Origin of the sequence: Bradyrhizobium sp. ORS 285, from assembly GCF_900176205.1 — a bacterium.
Classification (GTDB): domain Bacteria; phylum Pseudomonadota; class Alphaproteobacteria; order Rhizobiales; family Xanthobacteraceae; genus Bradyrhizobium.
Genome location: NZ_LT859959.1, coordinates 3,265,826 through 3,285,184 on the forward strand (window position 1 = coordinate 3,265,826; position 19,359 = coordinate 3,285,184).

The 19,359-nt window shown below is 65.9% G+C and carries 20 protein-coding genes; 15 read left to right on the forward strand and 5 right to left on the reverse strand.

From position 1 onward, the window contains the following. The first annotated feature begins 1 nt into the window (after position 1). The 10 genes from BRAD285_RS14675 to BRAD285_RS14720 all read left to right on the forward strand — a co-directional run bounded on the left by BRAD285_RS14675 (position 2) and on the right by BRAD285_RS14720 (position 8,666). Positions 2-730 carry an ATP-binding cassette domain-containing protein gene (locus BRAD285_RS14675; RefSeq protein ID WP_006614374.1) on the forward strand — a complete coding sequence of 243 codons (729 nt, stop codon included), beginning with the start codon at positions 2-4 and terminating at the stop codon, positions 728-730. Then, positions 727-1,428 (forward strand): ABC transporter ATP-binding protein, encoded by a 702-nt coding sequence (locus tag BRAD285_RS14680; RefSeq protein WP_006614373.1) that lies wholly within the window; start codon positions 727-729, stop codon positions 1,426-1,428. The genes BRAD285_RS14675 and BRAD285_RS14680 overlap by 4 nt, the downstream gene beginning before the upstream one ends. 88 nt (positions 1,429-1,516) lie before the next feature. Next, on the forward strand, positions 1,517-3,031 hold the full coding sequence (locus BRAD285_RS14685) for an amidase (RefSeq protein ID WP_006614372.1): 1,515 nt from the start codon (positions 1,517-1,519) through the stop codon (positions 3,029-3,031). Next, the gene (locus BRAD285_RS14690) at positions 3,031-3,333 is read left to right on the forward strand and encodes a putative quinol monooxygenase (protein WP_006614371.1); all 303 of its coding nucleotides are present in this window, start codon (positions 3,031-3,033) and stop codon (positions 3,331-3,333) included. Before BRAD285_RS14685 ends, BRAD285_RS14690 begins: the two co-directional genes overlap by 1 nt. Before the next feature lie 294 nt (positions 3,334-3,627). Beyond that, complete coding sequence (ureE, locus tag BRAD285_RS14695) at positions 3,628-4,077, forward strand: urease accessory protein UreE (protein ID WP_006614370.1); 450 nt, start codon at positions 3,628-3,630, stop codon at positions 4,075-4,077. Beyond that, positions 4,070-4,747: an urease accessory protein UreF gene (locus tag BRAD285_RS14700; protein WP_006614369.1), complete on the forward strand. Its 678-nt coding sequence runs from the start codon at positions 4,070-4,072 to the stop codon at positions 4,745-4,747. The genes ureE and BRAD285_RS14700 overlap by 8 nt, the downstream gene beginning before the upstream one ends. A 12-nt stretch (positions 4,748-4,759) precedes the next feature. Beyond that, positions 4,760-5,458 (forward strand): urease subunit beta, encoded by a 699-nt coding sequence (ureB, locus tag BRAD285_RS14705; protein WP_006614368.1) that lies wholly within the window; start codon positions 4,760-4,762, stop codon positions 5,456-5,458. A gap of 3 nt (positions 5,459-5,461) precedes the next feature. Continuing rightward, a complete protein-coding gene (ureC, locus tag BRAD285_RS14710; RefSeq protein WP_006614367.1) occupies positions 5,462-7,168 on the forward strand; it encodes an urease subunit alpha in 1,707 nt (568 codons plus the stop codon). Then, positions 7,165-7,809, forward strand: a complete 645-nt coding sequence (gene ureG, locus BRAD285_RS14715) for an urease accessory protein UreG (RefSeq protein WP_006614366.1) — start codon at positions 7,165-7,167, stop codon at positions 7,807-7,809. The genes ureC and ureG overlap by 4 nt, the downstream gene beginning before the upstream one ends. After that, positions 7,806-8,666 carry an urease accessory protein UreD gene (locus BRAD285_RS14720; protein WP_006614365.1) on the forward strand — a complete coding sequence of 287 codons (861 nt, stop codon included), beginning with the start codon at positions 7,806-7,808 and terminating at the stop codon, positions 8,664-8,666. Before ureG ends, BRAD285_RS14720 begins: the two co-directional genes overlap by 4 nt. Here the strand turns inward: BRAD285_RS14720 and bla are convergent. Further along, positions 8,621-9,490 (reverse strand): class A beta-lactamase, encoded by an 870-nt coding sequence (gene bla, locus BRAD285_RS14725; protein WP_006614364.1) that lies wholly within the window; start codon positions 9,488-9,490, stop codon positions 8,621-8,623. The genes BRAD285_RS14720 and bla overlap by 46 nt on opposite strands. 216 nt (positions 9,491-9,706) lie before the next feature. Between bla and BRAD285_RS14730 the strand changes: the two genes are divergently transcribed. Then, positions 9,707-11,149: a DUF1254 domain-containing protein gene (locus tag BRAD285_RS14730; RefSeq protein WP_050886956.1), complete on the forward strand. Its 1,443-nt coding sequence runs from the start codon at positions 9,707-9,709 to the stop codon at positions 11,147-11,149. A 117-nt stretch (positions 11,150-11,266) separates the two neighbouring features. Here the strand turns inward: BRAD285_RS14730 and xth are convergent, their stop codons facing one another. Next, a complete protein-coding gene (gene xth / locus BRAD285_RS14735) occupies positions 11,267-12,058 on the reverse strand; it encodes an exodeoxyribonuclease III (RefSeq protein WP_006614362.1) in 792 nt (263 codons plus the stop codon). A 176-nt stretch (positions 12,059-12,234) separates the two neighbouring features. Between xth and BRAD285_RS14740 the strand changes: the two genes are divergently transcribed. Further along, positions 12,235-13,257, forward strand: coding sequence for an aldo/keto reductase (locus tag BRAD285_RS14740; RefSeq protein WP_006614361.1), 1,023 nt, complete (start codon positions 12,235-12,237; stop codon positions 13,255-13,257). Between the two features lie 524 nt (positions 13,258-13,781). Here BRAD285_RS14740 and BRAD285_RS14745 read toward each other — a convergent pair. Together BRAD285_RS14745 and styA are read right to left on the reverse strand one after the other, a co-directional pair. Beyond that, positions 13,782-14,309, reverse strand: a complete 528-nt coding sequence (locus BRAD285_RS14745) for a flavin reductase family protein (protein ID WP_006614360.1) — start codon at positions 14,307-14,309, stop codon at positions 13,782-13,784. 22 nt (positions 14,310-14,331) lie between these two features. After that, complete coding sequence (gene styA / locus BRAD285_RS14750) at positions 14,332-15,579, reverse strand: styrene monooxygenase subunit StyA (protein WP_006614359.1); 1,248 nt, start codon at positions 15,577-15,579, stop codon at positions 14,332-14,334. Positions 15,580-15,676: 97 nt separating this feature from the next. Here styA and BRAD285_RS14755 point away from each other — a divergent pair, with 97 nt between their 5' ends. Continuing rightward, positions 15,677-16,582 carry a LysR family transcriptional regulator gene (locus tag BRAD285_RS14755; protein ID WP_006614358.1) on the forward strand — a complete coding sequence of 302 codons (906 nt, stop codon included), beginning with the start codon at positions 15,677-15,679 and terminating at the stop codon, positions 16,580-16,582. 457 nt (positions 16,583-17,039) lie between these two features. On the opposite strand, the gene BRAD285_RS14760 is transcribed toward BRAD285_RS14755, so the two are convergent. Next, positions 17,040-17,360 carry a hypothetical protein gene (locus BRAD285_RS14760; RefSeq protein WP_006614357.1) on the reverse strand — a complete coding sequence of 107 codons (321 nt, stop codon included), beginning with the start codon at positions 17,358-17,360 and terminating at the stop codon, positions 17,040-17,042. A 265-nt stretch (positions 17,361-17,625) separates the two neighbouring features. On the opposite strand from BRAD285_RS14760, the gene BRAD285_RS14765 reads away from it, so the two are divergent. Then, positions 17,626-18,285 carry a hypothetical protein gene (locus BRAD285_RS14765; protein WP_006614356.1) on the forward strand — a complete coding sequence of 220 codons (660 nt, stop codon included), beginning with the start codon at positions 17,626-17,628 and terminating at the stop codon, positions 18,283-18,285. A 294-nt stretch (positions 18,286-18,579) separates the two neighbouring features. Then, positions 18,580-19,320 carry a metallophosphoesterase gene (locus tag BRAD285_RS14770; RefSeq protein ID WP_006614355.1) on the forward strand — a complete coding sequence of 247 codons (741 nt, stop codon included), beginning with the start codon at positions 18,580-18,582 and terminating at the stop codon, positions 19,318-19,320. The last annotated feature ends 39 nt before the right edge of the window (positions 19,321-19,359 follow it).

The window sequence follows — 19,359 nt, forward strand, 5'->3', positions numbered from 1 at the left end:
CATGGCGGAACTCGTCCCTCTGCTCAAGGCCGAGCACCTGACGATGCGCTTTGGCGGCGTGGTCGCCAATGACGACATCACCTTCACGCTGCAGGAGATGGAGCTGCGCTGCCTGATCGGCCCCAACGGCGCCGGCAAGAGCACGTTCTTCAAGACGCTCACGGGCCAGCTCGTGCCGACCTCCGGCACCATCGCGTTCCGCGGCATGCCGATCGCGGGCAAGGCGTCGCACGAGATCGCGCGCATGGGCATCGGCATCAAGACCCAGGTGCCGAACGTGTTCAACGGCCTCTCGGTGCGTGAGAACATCTGGATGGCGGTGCGCCGCAAGGCGACGCCGCGGCAGCAGGGACCCGCTGTCGACGCGGTATTGGAGATGATCCGGCTGACGGACTACGCCGACAGCATCGTCGCGACGCTTTCGCACGGCCAGCGGCAGTGGGTGGAGATCGGCATGGTGCTCGCGGCCGAGCCGGAGCTGATCCTGCTCGACGAGCCCGCCGCGGGGATGACCGACGAGGAGACGTTCCACACCGCCGCGATCATCCGCGAGATCAACCAGACCCGCGCCATCGTCGTCGTCGAGCACGACATGGAGTTCATCAAGCAGATCGCCAAGCGCGTCACCGTGTTCCACCAGGGCCGCGTGCTGGTCGAGGACACCGTCGACAAGGTGCTCGCCGACCAGCGCGTGCGCGACGTCTATCTCGGCAAGAAGGTGGCGGCATGAGCGCGCTTCTCGAGGTCAAGGGTCTCAAGTCCGGCTATGGCCGGATTCCGATCCTGTTCGGCGTCGACCTCACGGTCGCCGACGGCGAGTATCTCGGCATTCTCGGCCACAACGGCATGGGCAAGACCACGGCGCTGCGTACCCTCATGGGGCATTTGCCGACCACCGACGGCTCGGTGGTGTTCGCAGGCCGAGCCATCACGCATCTGAAGCCGCATGAGCGCTCGCGGCTCGGCATCGGCCTGGTGCCGCAGGGCCGCGAGATCTTTCCTGATCTCTCCGTCATGGAGAACCTCCGTATGGGCCTTGCCGCGGCGCCGAAGGAGGATCGCGGTGTCATCGACGCTGTGCTGCAGGATTTTCCGCGCCTGGTGCGGCTGCTCGACCGTCGCGGCGGCGCGCTGTCCGGCGGCGAGCAGCAATTGCTCGCGCTGGCGCGCTGTCTCTGCACCAAGCCGAAGCTCATCCTGCTGGACGAGCCGACCGAGGGCATCCAGCCCTCGATTATCGAGGAGATCATTGAGACCTTGCTGGCGCTGAAGTCGCGCTGGAAGATGTCGCTGATCGTCGTCGAGCAGAATCTGGAATTCATCACGTCGTTGTCGGATCGGATCCTGCACATCCAGAAGGGACGCATCACCGAGGAACTCGACCGTGAGACGCTGCTCGCCCGGGAAGGTCAGATGATCCCGAGCTAGACAAAATTCCGGCGCGGCTGCGCCGGCGCAATTGAACTGTACACTCTTAGTCTCTGCTCCAGCTTGTCCTCACAAGAAAGGATGACTCATGTCCATCAAACGCCCGAATGCCGAGGAAGTCGCCGATCTCGCCGCCAGCCTGCACATGAACATGACGGTCGAGGAGGCGGCCGAGTATCTCGCGCTGATGGGCGGCATGTTCGATCAGTACGACATCATCGACGAACTGCCGAACCCGATGCCGCCGGTGAAATATCCGCGCACGCCGGGGGCGAAGCCGCCGGCGAAGGAGAACAAATACAACGCCTGGGCGATCAAGACCGAGGTGAAGGGCGCAGGCTCCGGCAAGCTCGCCGGGCGTACCGTGGTGCTGAAGGACAACGTCGCGCTCGCCGGCGTTCCCATGATGAACGGCTCGACCACGCTCGAAGGCTTCATCCCTGCGGCGGATGCGACCATCGTCTCGCGCATCCTCGATGCCGGCGGCACCATCGTCGGCAAGGCCGTGTGCGAGCACTTCTGCCTGTCCGGCGGCAGCCACACCTCCGATCCGGCGCCGGTGCACAATCCCTGGAAGATGGGCTATTCGGCCGGTGGTTCGTCCTCGGGCAGCGCCGCGCTGGTGGCGGCCGGCGAGGTCGATATGTCGATCGGCGGCGACCAGGGCGGCTCGATCCGCATCCCCGCATCCTATTGCGGCATCTACGGCATGAAGGCGACCCACGGCCTCGTGCCCTACACCGGCGTGATGCCGATCGAGTCGACCATCGACCACACCGGTCCGATGACGGCCAACGTCAAGGACAACGCGCTGCTGCTCGAAGTGCTGGCCGGCGCCGACGGCCTCGATCCGCGGCAGTATGCGCCGAAGGTCGCGGCCTATACCGAGTCGCTCGGTAAGGGCGTCAAGGGCCTCAAGATCGGCGTGCTCAAGGAAGGCTTCAGCGCGCCGAACATGCAGGAGGGCGTGGTCAGCAAGGTCAAGGCCGGCGCCGAGCGCTTCGCCAAGATGGGCGCGTCAGTGTCGGAGGTCTCGATCCCCGAGCACATGCATGCGCTGGCGGCGTGGAATCCGATCACGCTGGAAGGCTTCCTGGTGCAGATGATGCTCGGCAACGGCATGGGCTTCAACTGGAAGGGCCTCTATGACGTCGGCCTGCTCGACGCGCATTCCGGCTGGCGCAACCGCGCCGATGATCTCTCGGTGACCTTGAAGCTGACCATGCTGGTCGGCCAGTGGGGGCTCGAGCACTATCGCGGCCGCTACTACGCCAAGTCGCGCAATATCGCGATCCAGGCCAAGGCGGCCTATGACGCGATGTTCGGCTCCTACGACCTGCTGCTGATGCCGACGTTGCCGTGCGTCGCGACGCCGATCCCGGCCAAGGACGCGCCGCTCGCCGAAGTCGTGCAGCGCGCCTTCGAGATGACCGCGACGACGAGCCCGTTCGACGTCACCGGCCATCCCGCGATGACCATTCCGTGCGGCCTCTCCGACGGCCTGCCGGTCGGGCTGATGCTGATCGGCAAGGACTACGCCGAAGCGACGATCTATCAGGCGGCGGCGGCGTTCGAGGCCGATGGCGACTGGAAGACGTTCTGATGATCACCATCACCGCGGTGATCAGGGCCAAGGCAGGACATGAGGCCACGATGCGCGACGCCCTCGTCGCCGTCGCGGCCCATGTCGCGGCCAACGAGCCGGAGACGATCGGGTTCTTCATCTCGCAGAGCGAGACCGAGCCCGGTCTGTTCACCACCTACGAACGCTTCGCCGACAAGGCCGCGATGGACCGCCACAACGGCTCCGCCGCGGTGGCGACCTTCTTCGGAATCGCCAAGCCGATCCTCGACGGCGAGGTCATCCTCGTGACCTCGCAGGAGGTGTCGGCGACGATGCGGTAGGGGGAGGCGAGGCGAGTAACCCAATCGTCCTTCGAGACGCCCGCCAAGCGGCGGGCTCCTCAGGACGAGGGCGGTGGGTGTGGCGAGATGAGCGTCTGTTGCAGGCCTAACTCTGAAAAAATTCGCCAGAGCGAGCTCTGCAAGAACTGGTGCGGGGCTTGCGGTCACATCGAACGCAAGTCCCGCCCACGATCTCAACCCTCATGGTGAGGAGCCCGCCCCTTGGCGGGCGTCTCGAACCATGAGGCCCCAATTCGAACGACAAGCGCTGAACAACAAGAAGGACCACCGCCGATGCTCCGTCTGCACGGCATCATGGGACGCGCCGACGACAAGATCTACGCGCGGCAACTGCACACGCTCGAGCATCGCGGCGGCATCGAGCTGCTGTTCGTGCCGCCGGAGGATTCCGGCCGAAAGCGCTTCCGCCTGACCACCGATCGCGGCACCGACTGTGCTGTCAGCCTCGACCGGGATGAGGAACTGATCGACGGCGCGCTGCTGCATCTCGACACCGACCGCGCCATCATCGCCCGCTTCGGCGAGCAGCAGGTGCTGCGCCTGAAGGCGCGCGACGAGGCGAGCGCGCTGAAGCTCGGCTGGCACGCCGGCAATCTGCACTGGCGCGTCCGCTTCGAGGGCGATCACCTCGTCGTGCTGCTCGACGCGCCGCTCGCCACCTATCGCGCCCGGATCCAGCCGCTGCTCGACTCCGGCGAGGTGGTGGAGCGCGAGCATGTTTGACCGCGGCGAGGCGCTTGCGCTGCTGCAACTCGGGGACAGTGCCTTTCCTGCCGGTGGTTTTGCATTTTCCTGGGGTATCGAGGGCCTCGCCGCCGATGGCCTACTGTCCGATCGCAGCGATCTCGACGATGTCATCGCCGATCATCTGGCGCAGCGCTGGGCCACCATGGATCGCATTCTGCTGCGTCGCGCGTGGCACGCGAGCGACAGCGCGGCCATCGCGTCTGTCGACCGTCTCGCGGAGGTCACGACGCCCTCGGCCGAAATGCGCGAGGGATCGCGGCGCGCGGGCAGAGCGCTGCTCGGCGTCTGGGTCAAGCTCGCAGGTCCGCTCTCCGTGTCGTACCGCGCGCGTGTCGCGGCGGATACCAGGCTTGGCCATCTCGCCGTGGTGCAGGCGATCACCGGCCGTGACGCCGGCTTGACGCTCGATGCCGCCGAGCTCGTGTCAGGCTGGACCTTGATCACCGGCCTCGTCAGCGCCGCGGTGCGGCTTGGCCTGATCGGCCACATCGAGGCGCAGCAGAGCCTGGCGCGCGCCCGCGCGCTGCTTGCTGATCTGCTTACTGATACGCCCGACGACGACGCTATGCCGTCGAGCTTCACGCCCTTCATCGATATTGCCGTGTCGCGCGGACCGTTGCGGCACGTGCGCATGTTCACGACCTGAGGTGCCCTCGCCATGATGAACCTGTCGCCGACGGAGCTCGACCGTCTCGTCATCTTCAACGCCGCGCAGATGGCGCGGCGCAACCGCTCGCTCGGGATCAAGCTCAGCCATCCGGAGGCGGTCGCCTACATCACCGACGAGGTGATGACCGCCGCGCGCCGCAATCTGCCTTACGCCGAGATCCGCGACATGGCGGGTCGGCTGCTCACCACCGATGACGTGGAGCCCGGGGTCGCGCAGATGATCCCGATGCTCTATGTCGAGCTGATGTTCGCCGAGGGCACCAAGGTGATGGCGCTGTTCGAGCCGATCCAGCCCGCTGAAGGCGCAGCACCCGATGACATTGTGCCCGGCGAGATCATCGCCGGCGGCGACGACATCGCGATGTTCACCGAGCTGCCGGCCGTGACCATCGATGTGGTCAACACCGGGGATCGCGATATCCAGGTGCGCAGCCACACCCATTTCTTCGAGGTCAACCGCGCGCTGCGTTTCGACCGCGCCGCCGCCTGGGGCATGAAGATCGACCGGCCCGCGGGCTTAGGCCTGCGGTTCGAGCCCGGTGTCTTCAAATCCGTTCGCCTTGTGCCGATCACCGGCGATCGGATCGTGCGCGGCCAGGCCGGGCTCGTCAACGGCCCGCTCGATGCTCCTGGCGCGCGCGACGCCGCGCTGAAGCTCGCGCAGTCGCGCGGCTATCTCGGAGCCTGAGCCATGGCCACGCTCACCCGCCAAGCCTATGCCGAGCTCTATGGCCCCACCAAGGGCGATCTGATCCGGCTCGCCGACACCAGCCTGCTCGCCGAGATCGAGCACGACTACACGACGTACGGCCATGAGCTCCTGGTCGGCGCCGGCAAGAACATCCGCGACGGCGAGGCCGTCGCGGCGCACCGGACCTCGAAGCACAAGGCCCTCGACGTCGTCATCAAGAACGCCACCATCGTCGATGCCGTGATCGGCATCGTGAAGGCCGATATCGGCATCCGCGACGGCCGCATCGTCGGCATCGGCAAGGCCGGCAATCCCGACATCATGCCGGACGTGCATCCGGACATGGTGGTCGGCCACACCACCGCGCCGATCGCCGGCGGCCCGTTCATCGTCACGGCGGGCGCGATCGAGAGCCACGCGCATCTGATCTCGCCGGAGCAGTCCGATCATGCGCTGGCCGGCGGCACCACGACGATGGTCGGCAACGGCTCGGGCCCGGTGTTCGACGTCGGTTCAGGCTCTGGGCCGAACTTCGGCCACTTCCTCAAGTCGATCGAGTTCTCGCCGCTGAACTACGCGCTGTTCGGCCGCGGCGGCTCCGATCCGGCAGCCGTCGAGGAGGCGGTCGCGGCCGGCGGCATGTCGGTCAAGATCCACGAGGACTTTGGCGCATCGCCTGACGTCATCGACAAGACGCTGATGGCCGCCGATCGCAACGATTTCGCGGTCCATCTGCATACGGACTCGATCAACGAATACGGCTTCTGCGAGGACACGATGGCGGCGGTCGATGGCCGCACCATCCACATGTACCACGTCGAGGGCGCCGGCGGCGGCCATGCGCCCGACCTGCTCAAGGTGGTGTCCTGGCCCAACGTCATCCCATCCTCGACCAATCCGACCAATCCCTACACCTCCTACGGCATGGAGGAGGGCGTGCCGATGACGATGATCTGTCATCAGCTCAACTACAATTCGCCCGAGGATGTCATGTTCGGCGAGTCCAGGGTGCGCGCGCAGTCGATGGCGGCGGAGGATTTTCTGCACGACATGGGCGCGATCTCGATCTTCGGCACGGACACGCAGGGCATGGGCCGCCTCGCGGAGAACGTCGCCAAATGCTGGCAGCTCGCCAGCGTGATGAAGGACCGCATCGGCCGGCTGCCCGAGGAGACGACGGCGCGTGCCGACAATGAGCGCATCAAGCGCTACGTCGCCAAGCTCACGATCAACCCGGCGATCGCGGTCGGCATCGATCATGTCGTCGGCTCCATCGAGGTCGGCAAGATGGCCGACCTCGTGCTGTGGCCGCGCGCCTCGTTCGGGCTGAAGCCCTACATGGTGATCAAGAACGGCTTTCCGGTCTGGGCCGCGATGGGCGACGGCAACGGCAGCCTCGGGCTGTCGGAGCCGATGATCCAGAAACGGATGTGGGGCGCGCTGGGCGCAGCGCCGCAGCGGCTCGGCGTCAACTTCATGTCCAAGCTCGCGGTCGACGCCGGCATCCGCGGCAAGCTGGGTTTGAGTCGCGAGACCGTGCAGATCAAGAACGTGCGCCGCCTGCGCAAGACCGACATGATCCGCAACGCGGCGATGCCGCAGGTCGAAGTCGATCCGCAGACTTTCGAGGTGCGCGCCGACGGCAAGCTGTTGATGTGTCCGCCGGCCACCTCCGTGCCGCTCGCCAGGAGGTTCATGCTGCGATGAGCCGTCTCGCTCTCACCCGCACTGATTCTCCGATGACTGCCGCGCGCGTCGGCATCGGCGGCCCCGTCGGCTCCGGCAAGACCGCGCTGGTCGAGCAGCTGATCCCGGCGCTGCAGGCGCGCAGCATCGACATCGCTGTCATCACCAACGATCTCGTCACCGCTGAGGATGCCGAGCGCGTGCGCCGCTCCGGCCTGATCGACCCCGAGCGCGTGTCGGCGGTGGAGGCGGGCGCCTGTCCGCACACCGTGATCCGCGAGGACCCGACGCTCAACATCGAGGCCGCCGACGAGCTGGAGCGGCGCTTTCCCGGCGTCGAACTGATCCTTCTGGAGAGCGGCGGCGACAATCTCGCCTCGACCTTTTCGCGCGACCTCACCGACTTCTGGATGTTCGTGATCGACGTCGCCGGCGGCGACGACATCCCGCGCAAGCGCGGCCCCGGGGTGATCCGCGCCGATCTGCTGGTGATCAACAAGGTTGATCTTGCGCCTCACGTGGGCGTCGATCTCGCGCGCATGCAGCGCGAGGCCACGGAGGTGCGCGGTGGCCGCCCGGTGCTGCTGACCAATTGCCGGCGCGGCGAGGGGATCGACGCGATCGTAGATCTCCTGGAGCGAGAGGTGCTGTTCCGCACGTGAGCGCTGTCAGCACAGAGAAGCCGCGCCTCGATCTGTCGTTCGTCCGGCGCGGCGGCCGCACTGTCATCGACCGCCGCCTGTTCGCCTGGCCGTTCGTGCTGACGCGCAGCTTCCACACCGATGCGGAACGGCCGGATTGTCTAAGCGTGATCCTCCAGACCGGCAGCGGCGCCGTGCATGGCGAGGACCGGCTGACGCAGCGCTTCATGCTCGCCGAAGGGGCGGCTGTCTGCGTCACGACGCAGGGCGCGACCTCGGTGCACCGCGCCGAACCGGGTACGCGCGCCGTCGAGCATGTGTTGCTGCATGTCGCCGCTAGCGCGGCGCTCGACTACCGGCCTGAGCCGCGCATCCTGTTTCCCGATGCAGCCTTGTGCCAAGTGCTCGAGCTCGACTGCGACCCTGACGCCGTCGCGCTCGTCACCGACGCCTTCACGATGCATGACCCGGACGGGCAGGGGCGCTTGTTCCGGGAGCTCGATTCCACGCTCATCGTGCGGCGGCAAGGCCAGGAGCCGCTGCTGATCGACCGTATGCATCTGCGCTATCCGTCGACCGCGCTGTTCAAGGACCGCCGCGCGTTCGGCTCAGCCGTGCTCATGCTGCCGCCGACGCACGACCGCGCCGCTCTCCGCCTGCGCCTCGCCGACGCGTTCGCGCGCATCGATGATCTCTATGCGGCCGCGAGTCTGCTGCCCGATGGCGCCGGCATCGGCGTTCGGCTCGCCGCGCGCGAGGTCCGCCAATTGCGCGCCGGCTTCGACGCGATCGGAGCCGGGGTTCGTGGAATCGATCTCAGTAGCCGCGCCGCTCAGGCGCCGAGCGCAGCCGCAACCGCACGGCCGACCGCGGCGTGAACGGCGTTGCGCTTGTCATCGCCGGCCTTGGTCTCGGTGAGATAGCTCGTCACGATCACCGGTGCGCGGCCCGCAGGCCAGATCACCGCGACGTCGTTGCTGCTGCCATTGTCACCCGTGCCGGTCTTGTCGCCGACGCGCCATGACGCGGGCAGGCCGGCGCGTAGCCTCGCGGCCCCGGTCTTGCAGCCGATCAGCCAGCCATTCAGCACATCGCGTGATGCGGCCGACAGCGTGTTCCCGGTCGTGAGCTTCGCTAGGGTCTGCGCCATCGCCGCGGGCGTCGTCGTGTCCCTGGGATCGCCAGGCACGCTCTCGTTCAACTCCGGCTCGATGCGGTCGAGCCGGGTGATGGCATCACCAAAGCCGCGGACCGCGCGCGTGAGGCCGGCCGGGCCGCCGAGCGTCGCGAGCAGCAGGTTCGCCGCCGTGTTGTCGCTGAGCGTGACCGCCGCCTCGCACAACTCGCCGACCGACAGGCCGGAGGTGCCGACATAGGCCTTCGTCACCGGCGCGTAGCTTAGGATGTCCGCCTGCGTGATCGGAAGGCGCCGCGAGAGCTGCTCGGCGCCGGCATCGACCTTGGTCAGAATCGCGGCCGCCAGCAGCGCCTTGAAGGTGCTGCACATCGGGAACCGCTCGTCGAGGCGATGACCGCTGAGCGCAGCGTTTGCGGTGTCCAGCAGCGCGACGCCGAGACGCCCGCCGCTGTCGGTCTCGATGCCTGCGATCGTCGCCTGCAGGTCGGCTGCGAGCGTCGGCTTCGCCGCCAGAAGCGGCACCAGTGCGAGCGGGAACAATTGCCGCCGTGTGTAGATCGTCAATGGAGGGTCCTGAATGCTGTCCCGGATTCCTTACACTAGCTTGGCGCAGCGGCCGAACCAAGCGGGGGACGCTGTTGACGAAGGCAGATGGCTAGTGCTACTTTAGGTTGTATGATTGTTGCCGGCCTCGATGCGTCGAACAGCGCATGATCGAGGACGCCGTCGATTTGAATCACATACTCCATTTCATCGCAACGATTGATGAGGAACATTTCCATGGACGATGTCGTCGTTGGCACCTCAATTCCGGCGCGCGCCACCGCACCTGCGTCCGCAGGCGACGGTTGGCAGGAGAACTACGCATATTCGCTGGGAATGCAGGCCTATGTCTGGGGCTTTCCGTGGATCTACAATGCGCAGCTGCGCTGGCTCTGGACCACGAAAGAAGGCCAGAAGGTGAGCCAGCAGGCCCACAAGCCCGATCTGTACGCGCCGGTCAACTCGTTCCACCGCAGTCAGCAACTCGCAAGCCCCGAAAACAGCAAGTCTGGCGGCAGTCCCAATTGCGACACGCTGTATGCGACCGCCTGGCTGGACGTGACGCACGATCCGATCGTGATCTCGGTGCCGGCGGTGACCGACCGCTTCTATTGCATCGAAATGGTGTGCATGGATGCCGACAATTTCGCCTATGTCGGGACGCGCTCCACAGGCACCCAGGCAGGCAATTATCTGATCGCGGGCCCCGGCTGGACCGGCGCGGTGCCCGATGACGTGCTCGACGTGCTGCCGCGCTCACGCACGGTGAGCATCTTCCTGCTCGGACGCACGGGGGTCAATGACCAGACCCAGGCGGATCTGGACAAGGCGAACGCGATCCAGGCGCAGTACCAGCTGACGCCGCTGTCGCTGTGGCCCAACACGCCGCCGCCGACGCCGAGCCACGTCCTCGTTCCCGACGGTTTCGACTACAACCACACAGCGGGTGCGTGGCGGACCATGAACGCGGCGATGACGCAGGATCCGCCCGGACTGCCGCCCGGCATCGCGCAGGATCAGCTCCTGAAGCTGTTTGCGACCGTCGGCATCGGCCCCGGTCAGGACGTCGAGCGCCAGTCCGAGGCGACGCGGGCCGGGCTGCAACGTGCGGCCAGGGACGGGCTGGCGATGCTCCAGTCCATGGCCAAGGGGCACGGCAAGCAGATCAACGGCTGGACCTATCCGCCGCTGGATCTCGGGCGCGCCGGGCAGAGCAGCGACTACATCACCCGCGGCGCGTTGCAGTCGCTCGCCGGCATCTGCGCCAACGATCCGGCCGAGGCAGTCTACATCAACGCATTCAGCGATAGTCTCGGACAGCAGTTGAATGGAAACAGCTACTACCGGATCATGTTCGGCGCCGGAGACTTCCCGCCCTGCGATGTGACCAGGCACGGCTTCTGGTCGATCACGATGTACAATGCCGATTATAATCTGGTCGAAGGCTCCGCGCACTACACGATCAACGGCTACTGTCCGGCATACCAGGACCGTGACGCCGCGGGCGGCATGACGATTCTGATCCAGAACGCCGATCCCGGCTCGCTTCCGCTCGGCACCTACTGGCTGCAATCGCCGGCGGACGGCACGTTCTATCTGATCCTGCGTGTCTACGTGCCGGATCCGCAGGTCAGCGTCACCCAGACCTGGGCGCCACCGGAAATCGTCCGGCTGCCCTAAAGCATGATCCGGAAAAATGCAGCGGGTTTTCGAAAAGATCATGCGCAAACAGCAACCTAAAGCGCGATGATGATTCATCCTGACCTCATCCCGCTTTAGCCGGCGCGCGATGGGGGCTCACGCCGTCTCGAGATCGAAGTCGGCCCACACTGGCACGTGATCGGACGGCTTCTCCCAGGCGCGGACATAGCTGTCGATGCCGACCTCGACCAGCCGGTCTGAGGCCTGCGGCGACAACAGGAGGTGATCGATGCGGATACCCATGTTCTTCTGCCAGGCGCCTGCCTGATAGTCCCAGAACGTGTACTGCCCCGGCGCGTCGTTGACGGCACGCAGGGCGTCGGTCAGCCCCAAGCCGAGCAGCGACTGGAAGCTCTCGCGCGTCTCGGGACGGAACAGCGCGTCGTCGACCCAGGCTTCGGGATTGGAGACGTCGGCGGCGGCCGGGATCACGTTGAAGTCGCCTGCGAGGATCAGCGGCTCCTCGGTCTTCAGCCGTTCACGCGCATAGTCACGAAGCCGCGACATCCATTTGAGCTTGTAGGGATATTTCTCGGTGTTCGCCGGATTGCCGTTCGGCAGGTAAAGGCAGGCAATGCGCACCACGCCGCTCTTGAGGCTCACGACGCCCTCCAGGAACCGCGCATGCACGTCCTCGGCATCGCCGTCGAGCCCCGATTTGGTTTCGTCGAACGGCAGCTTCGACAGCAGCGCGACGCCGTTGAAGGTCTTCTGGCCATGGGTGACGACGTTGTAGCCGAGCGCCTCGATCTCGAGCCGCGGGAACGCGTCGTCCGTGCACTTGATCTCCTGCAGGCAGACGATGTCCGGCGAGCACTCCTTGAGCCAGGTCACGAGGTGCTCGATCCGTTGCCGGACCGAATTGACGTTCCAGGTGGCGATGCGCATCGGCGGGTTCCAAGGACCTCTGGGAGTGAGGCCCGGTTAGACCAAGCGGCAGGGCCCCGGGTCAAGGCGATTGGCCGCCGGACTCACAGGCCGGTGCAGCCAGGTCATGCAGGGGGGCCCATGGCGGCCGACCGCGTGTCCGCGTATTCATGCTGTCAACACCTAAGGAGATCATCATGGACCATCGACGTCTCGGCCATTCCGGCCTGCGCGTGCCCGCGCTCAGCTTCGGCACCGCGACCTTCGGCGGCGGCAACGACTTCTTCAAGGCCTGGGGCGCGACCGACGCCGATGGCGCGAGCCGGCTGATCGATGTCTGCCTCGATCATGGCGTGTCGATGTTCGACAGCGCCGACGTCTATTCCAGCGGCCTCGCCGAGACCATTCTCGGCCAGGCCATCAAGGGCAAGCGCAACCGGCTGCTGATCTCGACCAAGGGCACGTTCCCGAAGGGCGACGGTCCCAACGATTACGGCTCGTCGCGGCAGCACCTCATCGAGGCCGTGGAGGGTTCGCTCAAGCGGCTCGGCGTCGAGCACATCGACCTCTATCAGCTGCACGGCCAGGACTACAACACGCCGGTCGAGGAGACGCTCTCGACGCTCGACCAGCTCGTGCGCGAAGGCAAGATCCGCTACATCGGCTGCTCGAATTTCTCCGGCTGGCACCTGATGAAGTCGCTGTCCGCGTCTGATCGCCATGGCACCCCGCGCTACGTGGCGCACCAGGCCTATTACTCGCTGCTCAACCGCGACTACGAATGGGAGCTGATGCCGCTCGGCATCGATCAGGGCGTTGGCGCCGTGATCTGGAGCCCGCTCGGCTGGGGCAAGCTGACCGGCAAGATCCGGCGGGGACAGCCGGCCAAGCCCGGCACCCGCGCCCACGACATCGCCGGTACCGGCCCGCATTTCGAGGAGGAGCGGCTCTATCGCGTTGTCGATGCGCTCGATGGCGTCGCCAGGGAGACCGGCAAGACGATTCCGCAGGTGGCGCTGAACTGGCTGCTGCAGCGCCGGACGGTGTCGACCATCATCGTCGGCGCGCGCGATGAGCGCCAGCTGGTCGAGAACATCGGCGCCGTCGGCTGGAACTTGACGGCGGAGCAGGTGGCCACGCTCGACGCCGCCAGCGACACGCCTGCGGCTTACCCTGTCTGGCACCAGCGCGGCTTCCCGATGCTGAACGAGCGGCGCTAGTGGCTTGTGGAGGCGCCGCGCCTGCGGCGTCGATCCATTTGACGGCCATCCGCGGCCCGCAGTAAATTGAAGTTCGATCGTCACGTGGCCGCGCTCCGGTCATCCTGGAGCCGCCACAACGGGGGGCATCGACCCCGGACCGATCGGCGGTTGAGCCTCACGACTGTGCCGGACCCGCAGTCTTCAATGTGACGATGTTTGGCTCACTAAGTCGTCCCGGCGAACCGCATCGGGTTCTTGTTATATTGATCGCGATGTCAGTGAATGCGCCCTCTCCCCCAGGCGAAGCGAAGCTTCGCTAGGGTGGGAGAGGGCATGTAGGACAGCGCGACAAACTCGGTTGGGTGAGGGGTTTCTCTCGACGAGCGCCGTTTGTGGAGAGAAACCCCTCACCCAACCGAGTTCGCGGATGGGCCGCACATGCCCTCTCCCACAAGGGGCGAGGGCGCTGTATCGGACAGCTCGTTTGCTGCACGAGTGAAAGCCCAGACGCGCGCGGGAAGTGCCTCGTCGCAAGCATGCGATCAAATGCTCCAGCCCTCCGCCGGATACGCCAGCGCATCGCCCGGCAAGATTTCCGCGCCCACCCCATTGCAAAACCGGCTGGCATAGAACGCCAGCGGCAGGCCGTCGCGGTGCCGGCACCAGCGGACCTCGCCGATGAACAGCGTATGGTCGACGATCTCCACCGTGTTGACCACCTCGCAGGCGAACTGCGCGATCGCCTGCGGCAGCAGGAAGAAGCCGTCGCGCGCTTGCAAGCCGGGCGCACCTTGCGCCAGCGCCGCGCCGGCGAAATGCCGGCCGACTGCGACATCATCAGCCGCGAGCACGTTGACCGCATAGCGGCCGGACGCACTGACCGCCTGCCAGGTGCGGCCGCGCTTGAGCGAGACCAGCACTGTCGGCGGTTGCATCGAGACCGTCGTGAAGCTGTTGGCGGTCATGCCGACCGCCGCGCCCTCGGTATCGCTGCTGGTCACCACGGTGACGCCCGTCGAGAACCGCGACGCCGCTGCGCGAAAGCTGGCCGGATCCGGATGATGGCTCATGAGCTTCTCCGCATCATCGGCCTCACGCCGCCAGCTGCGTCCGCTCGTCGATCCAGGCGTGAATGCGCCGGTCGCTCGCCAGCCGGTCCCATTGCCGCTCCGGATAGTTGAAATTGTCGGTGAACTCGTCGCAGAGCGCGCGGTTCTGCGCCATGGTGAAGATCAGCCGGCCCATCGCCTCCGACGGCGGCTGCAGCATCAGGTTGGTCCAGCGCGACGCTGCGAGCACGCGGTTCTCGCGGGCGCGATCGACCGTCTCGACGAAGCGGTCGTCGAACACGACGGCGTCGACGATCGCCTTGCCGAGCTCGAACGCCGCATAGGATGCCATGTTGGCGCCTTGGCCCATCATCGGATCGACCACCGAGTGCACGTCGCCCAAGGCGATCGCGATCTTGCCGTCATCGAAGCCGACGGAGGAGCGCCGCACCGTCGGCACCACGGCGCCCTGCAACAGGTCGAGCGGCTGCAGGTCGAAGCGGTGCGTGTCGATCTTGTTATAGGTGTGCGGATGGTGTTTCTCGAGCTTGTCGAGCATCGTCTGCCGGAAGCCCGCGGGATCGGCGTCGTAGTTCAGCGACACCAGCTCGGCCATGTCGCCGCCAGGAATGTTCTCCATCAGCAGCGCCGTCTTCATGCCGCCGAAGCTGAGCGTCGGGATCACGATCATCTCGCCATGTCCCGGCGAGACTGACAGCGTGACGCCGCGCGGATCGTCGCCGTCAAGGCTGCCGTGATCGACGCCGTCATACAGCCCGACGCAGAGCAGGCGCTGCGGCTGGTTGTAGGGCGACAGCTCCGGCCGGTGGCTGAACATCCGCCCGAGCGCGCCCTTGCCGGTCGACACCACCAGCAGGTCGAACCGCGCCACCAGCGCCGGGATGTCGTCGTCCTGGATGCTGGCATATTCGATGCTGCCGCCGCGATCCTCAAAATCCTTCATCAACGCCGGCAAATAGATCCGGTAGTCGACGGCGCGGCTCGGCTGCTTGAACGCGCCGCGAAAGAGCAGGGGACTGCCCGGGAAATTGAAGAAGTGATCGTGGTGGTGATAGACCACATCCGGATCGTCCCAGTGGTTCACGCCGAGCTCGTTCTCGCGCGCCACCGTGATGCCGTGATGCGCCACCGTGTTCATCAGCCGCGTTGCAGCATACTGCTCGGGCTCGCGGTCGGTCAGGACGGTGGCCTGGATGCCGTGCTTCTGCAGATAAAGCGCGAGATGCAGTCCGCCGATGCCGGCGCCGACGATGCCAATCGACTTCTCCATGGGTCTCCCTCCGTTTTGATTTTTCAGGAGGCTAGACCAGTCCTCCCGATGCCGTATACGGAATGGCAAGAATAAAACTCATTCCGGGGAGGAATGAATGGATCGGATCGACGCGTTGCAGACCTTCATCCGGGTGATGGAGGCCGGCAGCTTCACCCAGGCCGCAGCCGATCTCGGCCTGGGCCAGCCCGCGATCACCAAGCGCATCGCGCTGCTGGAGGAGCAGTTCGGCTGTCGCCTGTTCGTACGCACGACGCGCAAGCTGCGCCCTACGCCCGAGGCCGACCGGGTGCTCAAGCTCGCCAAGGAGATCGTCAGCTTGTTCGAGAGCGCCGGCGTGCCGTCGCCGAAGCGCGTCGGCGCACCCTCGGGCACCTTGCGCATGACGGTGCCGACCTCGTTCGGGCGCCATTTCTTCGCGGATATCTTTGCCGAGTACGGCCGCCGCTATCCCGAGGTACGGCTCGACATCCGCTTCACCGAGCAGGTCGTCGACCTCGTCGAGACCGGCACCGAGCTCGCCATCCGCATCGGCGTGCTCTCCTCGAGCTCCCTGGTCGCGCGCCGCGTCGGCACGGTCAAGCGGCTGCTGGTCGCGGCGCCATCCTTTCTGACACGGCACCACCAGCCGCGCCTCCCCAACGACCTGCGCCAGCTGCCCTGCGTGACCTATTCGCGGCTGTCGCCGAAGAACGAATGGAGCTTCGAGTCTGAGACCGGCCGCCATGTCGTCGGCATCTCGCCGTCGCTCACCTGCGATGACGCCGACATCATGACATCTGCTGCCTTGGAAGGCCTCGGCGCCGCCGTGCTGCCGGACTGGTGCGCGGTCGATCACATCGCCTCCGGCAAGCTGATTCACCTGCTACCCGACTACGACGTCCCCTCGCTGCCGCTCCACGTCGTCTATCCCGACCCGCAATGGATGTCGCATCGGGCGCGATTGTTCCGTGACCTGATCATCGAGCGCGCGGACGTGTTCGCGATCGGTGCGGCGCAATGAGAACCGTAGGGTGGGCAAAGGCGCGCAGCGACGCGAAGCGTCGTGAGCACCGTGCCCACCGTCTTTGCCGCGACGAAGATGGTGGGCACACGATCGCCTGCGGCGCTCGCTTTGCCCACCCTACGCAGTCTGCTAGCGGATGTTGAACGTATGGCCGCAGCGCGAGCGGTGCCCGTGAATGCGCCCTCGCCCCCAGGCGAAGCGAAGCTTCGCTAGGGTGGGAGAGGGCATGTAGCACAGCGCAGCGAACTCGGTTGGGTGAGGGGTATGTCTCCACAAGTGGCGATCGCGGAGAGATACCCCTCACCCAACCGAGTACGCGGATCAGCCGGCGATGCCCTCTCCCACAAGGGGCGAGGGCACTGTATCTCACAGCGGTGCGCTCAGCTGTGTCCAGTATGGTGGGCACGCGATCGGCTGATGGCGTCGCTTTGCCCACCCCTACGGAGTCCAATAATCATTGATCGCCGTGGCCGCCGGAGCCGACATCATCGGCTCCGGAATGATGACTGCCGCCGTGATCTCCTGATGCTGCATCGGAATGATAGAAGTGCCAGCGATGGGCGTCGATCACCATCGATGTGTACAGGGCTCTCACGGCGCCGTATTCGGGATCCATTGTCGTCATCTGGCCGAGCTTCTCGCGGAGGATTTCAATATCTCTCAACCTGGCTCGCTTGTTGAACAGCCAGTAGATGCCTGCGCCCAGGATGATCAGCATCAGGACGCCGAAGAACGTCACCCACGCGACAGCAGGCCCGGCAAACACTTGCACCATTCTTCCGTCTCCTTGCCTTTGCAGATGGACGGTTCCGCTCACTCTTGCATGGCTGCGCAAGCGCTTCAACTTCGGAGAGGTGCCGATTGAGCAGAGCGCCTCGCATGCCGCGGTTCGCGTCGCGCCTGGTTGCAACTGTGGCCCGCGCAAACTTTCATTAACGTTGCAAGCGGACATCGCCGGCGCTCTGATTGACGCGCCGGCTCATCTTCGCACAATCTCCGCGTGATTGCGCAAACACTGATATTGCAGGGGCAGGGGATCGATGGAGACGGCCGCCAAGCCAGGCATTCCGCTGTGGTTCAAGCTCGCCTACAGCGCGTTCTGCGCGGTGCTGGTGCCCACCTATCTGATGGCCTACGGTCCGACCAACTTCCTCTACTTCTGCGATGTCGCGCTGTTGACCACGCTCGCCGCAGTCTGGCTGGAGAGTCCGTTGCTGGCTTCGGCGCCGGCCGTCGGAATCTTGCTGCCGCAAGCTCTCTGGGTGGTCGATTTTCTCGGCACCGCCGCGGGCCTGCCGATCACGGGCATGACGGCCTACATGTTCGACGCCAAGCTGCCGCTGTTCACCCGCAGCCTCTCGTTCTTCCATTTCTGGCTGCCGTTCGTGCTGGCCTGGCTGGTGTGGCGGCTCGGCTATGACCGTCGCGCCTTTGCGGTCTGGACCGTCGGCGCCTGGGCGCTGCTGTCGGTGTGCTACTTCCTGATGCCGCCGCCGCCCGCCACCAGCGATCTTCCGGTCAACATCAACTACGTCTACGGCCTGAGCGACGCCGTGGCGCAGAGCTTCATGCCGGGGCCCGCCTGGTTCGTGATGCTGCTGATCGGATTGCCGCTGGTGATCTTCTATCCGACGCACCGCCTCTTGCAGCGGTTTGCAAGGACGGCTCCAGCGCTGTCGGCAATTCCCGTGCGGTCCTGATCGGCATGAAATCGTAGGGTGGGCAAAGGCGCGCAGCGGCGCGACAGCGTCGCGAGCACCGTGCCCACCATCTTGCCACGGACCGCGCGATCGATGGTGGGCACGGCGCGCGCGATCCGGCACACATCGATAGCGTGCCACGCGCCTTTGCCCACCCTACGCCTCGGTCGTTGTGACAAACGAAGCATCGCAACCAGAGTCCTCGTCCAGCCCTGGACGACTTCGCTTCGCTCGAAATGACGTGGATGATAGACTGGTCGAAACGACCATGAGCGCGACACGAGGAGGCGAAAGATGCGGCTGGCTGTGATCTCCGACGTGCATGGCAATCTGCCGGCACTCGAAGCCGTTCTCGCGGACATCAAGACCCGCAGCGTCGATGCCACCGTCAATCTCGGCGATTGCGTGACCAGCCCGTTATGGCCGCGCGAAACCTTCGAGCTGCTGCAAACGCTCGCGCTGCCGACCGTGCGCGGTAATCACGACCGCTGGATCGAGGAGTTTCCGGAGGAGAAGCTGTCTCCCGCCGGCCGCTTCGCGCGCGCCGCGCTGACAGCCGAGCAGCGCCGCGTCCTGCATGCTCTGCCGCCGCGGCTGGCGCTGGAGCAAGGGATCCTCGCGGTGCACGGCACACCCGACGACGACTGCGCGCTGCTGCTCGAAGAGATGCTCGACGACGGCCGCTACGTCCCGGCTGGCCGCGACGTGCTCGCCGCGCGGCTCGTCAATCTCGGAGGCGCCACGCTGGTGCTGTGCGGCCACAGCCACCGACAGGCGATGGTGCAGGTGCCGCGCGGTCCTCTTGTCGTCAATCCCGGCAGCGTCGGCTGCCCCGTGTTCGGCGACATCCCCATCGCGGCGCAGCTCGAATATCGCTCGCCGCACGCGCGCTATGCCGTGCTCACCGAGCGCCGCGGACATTGGCAGGCCGAGCTGCTGTCGCTGGCTTACGAGTGGGATCACGCGGCGGCGCGCGCCGTAGAGAACGGTTTTCCGCACTGGGCCGGTGCGTATGCATCCGGCGCCGTGATCTGAACGCCCTTGAGACGCTTGTGAGAAGTCGGACGAACCGGG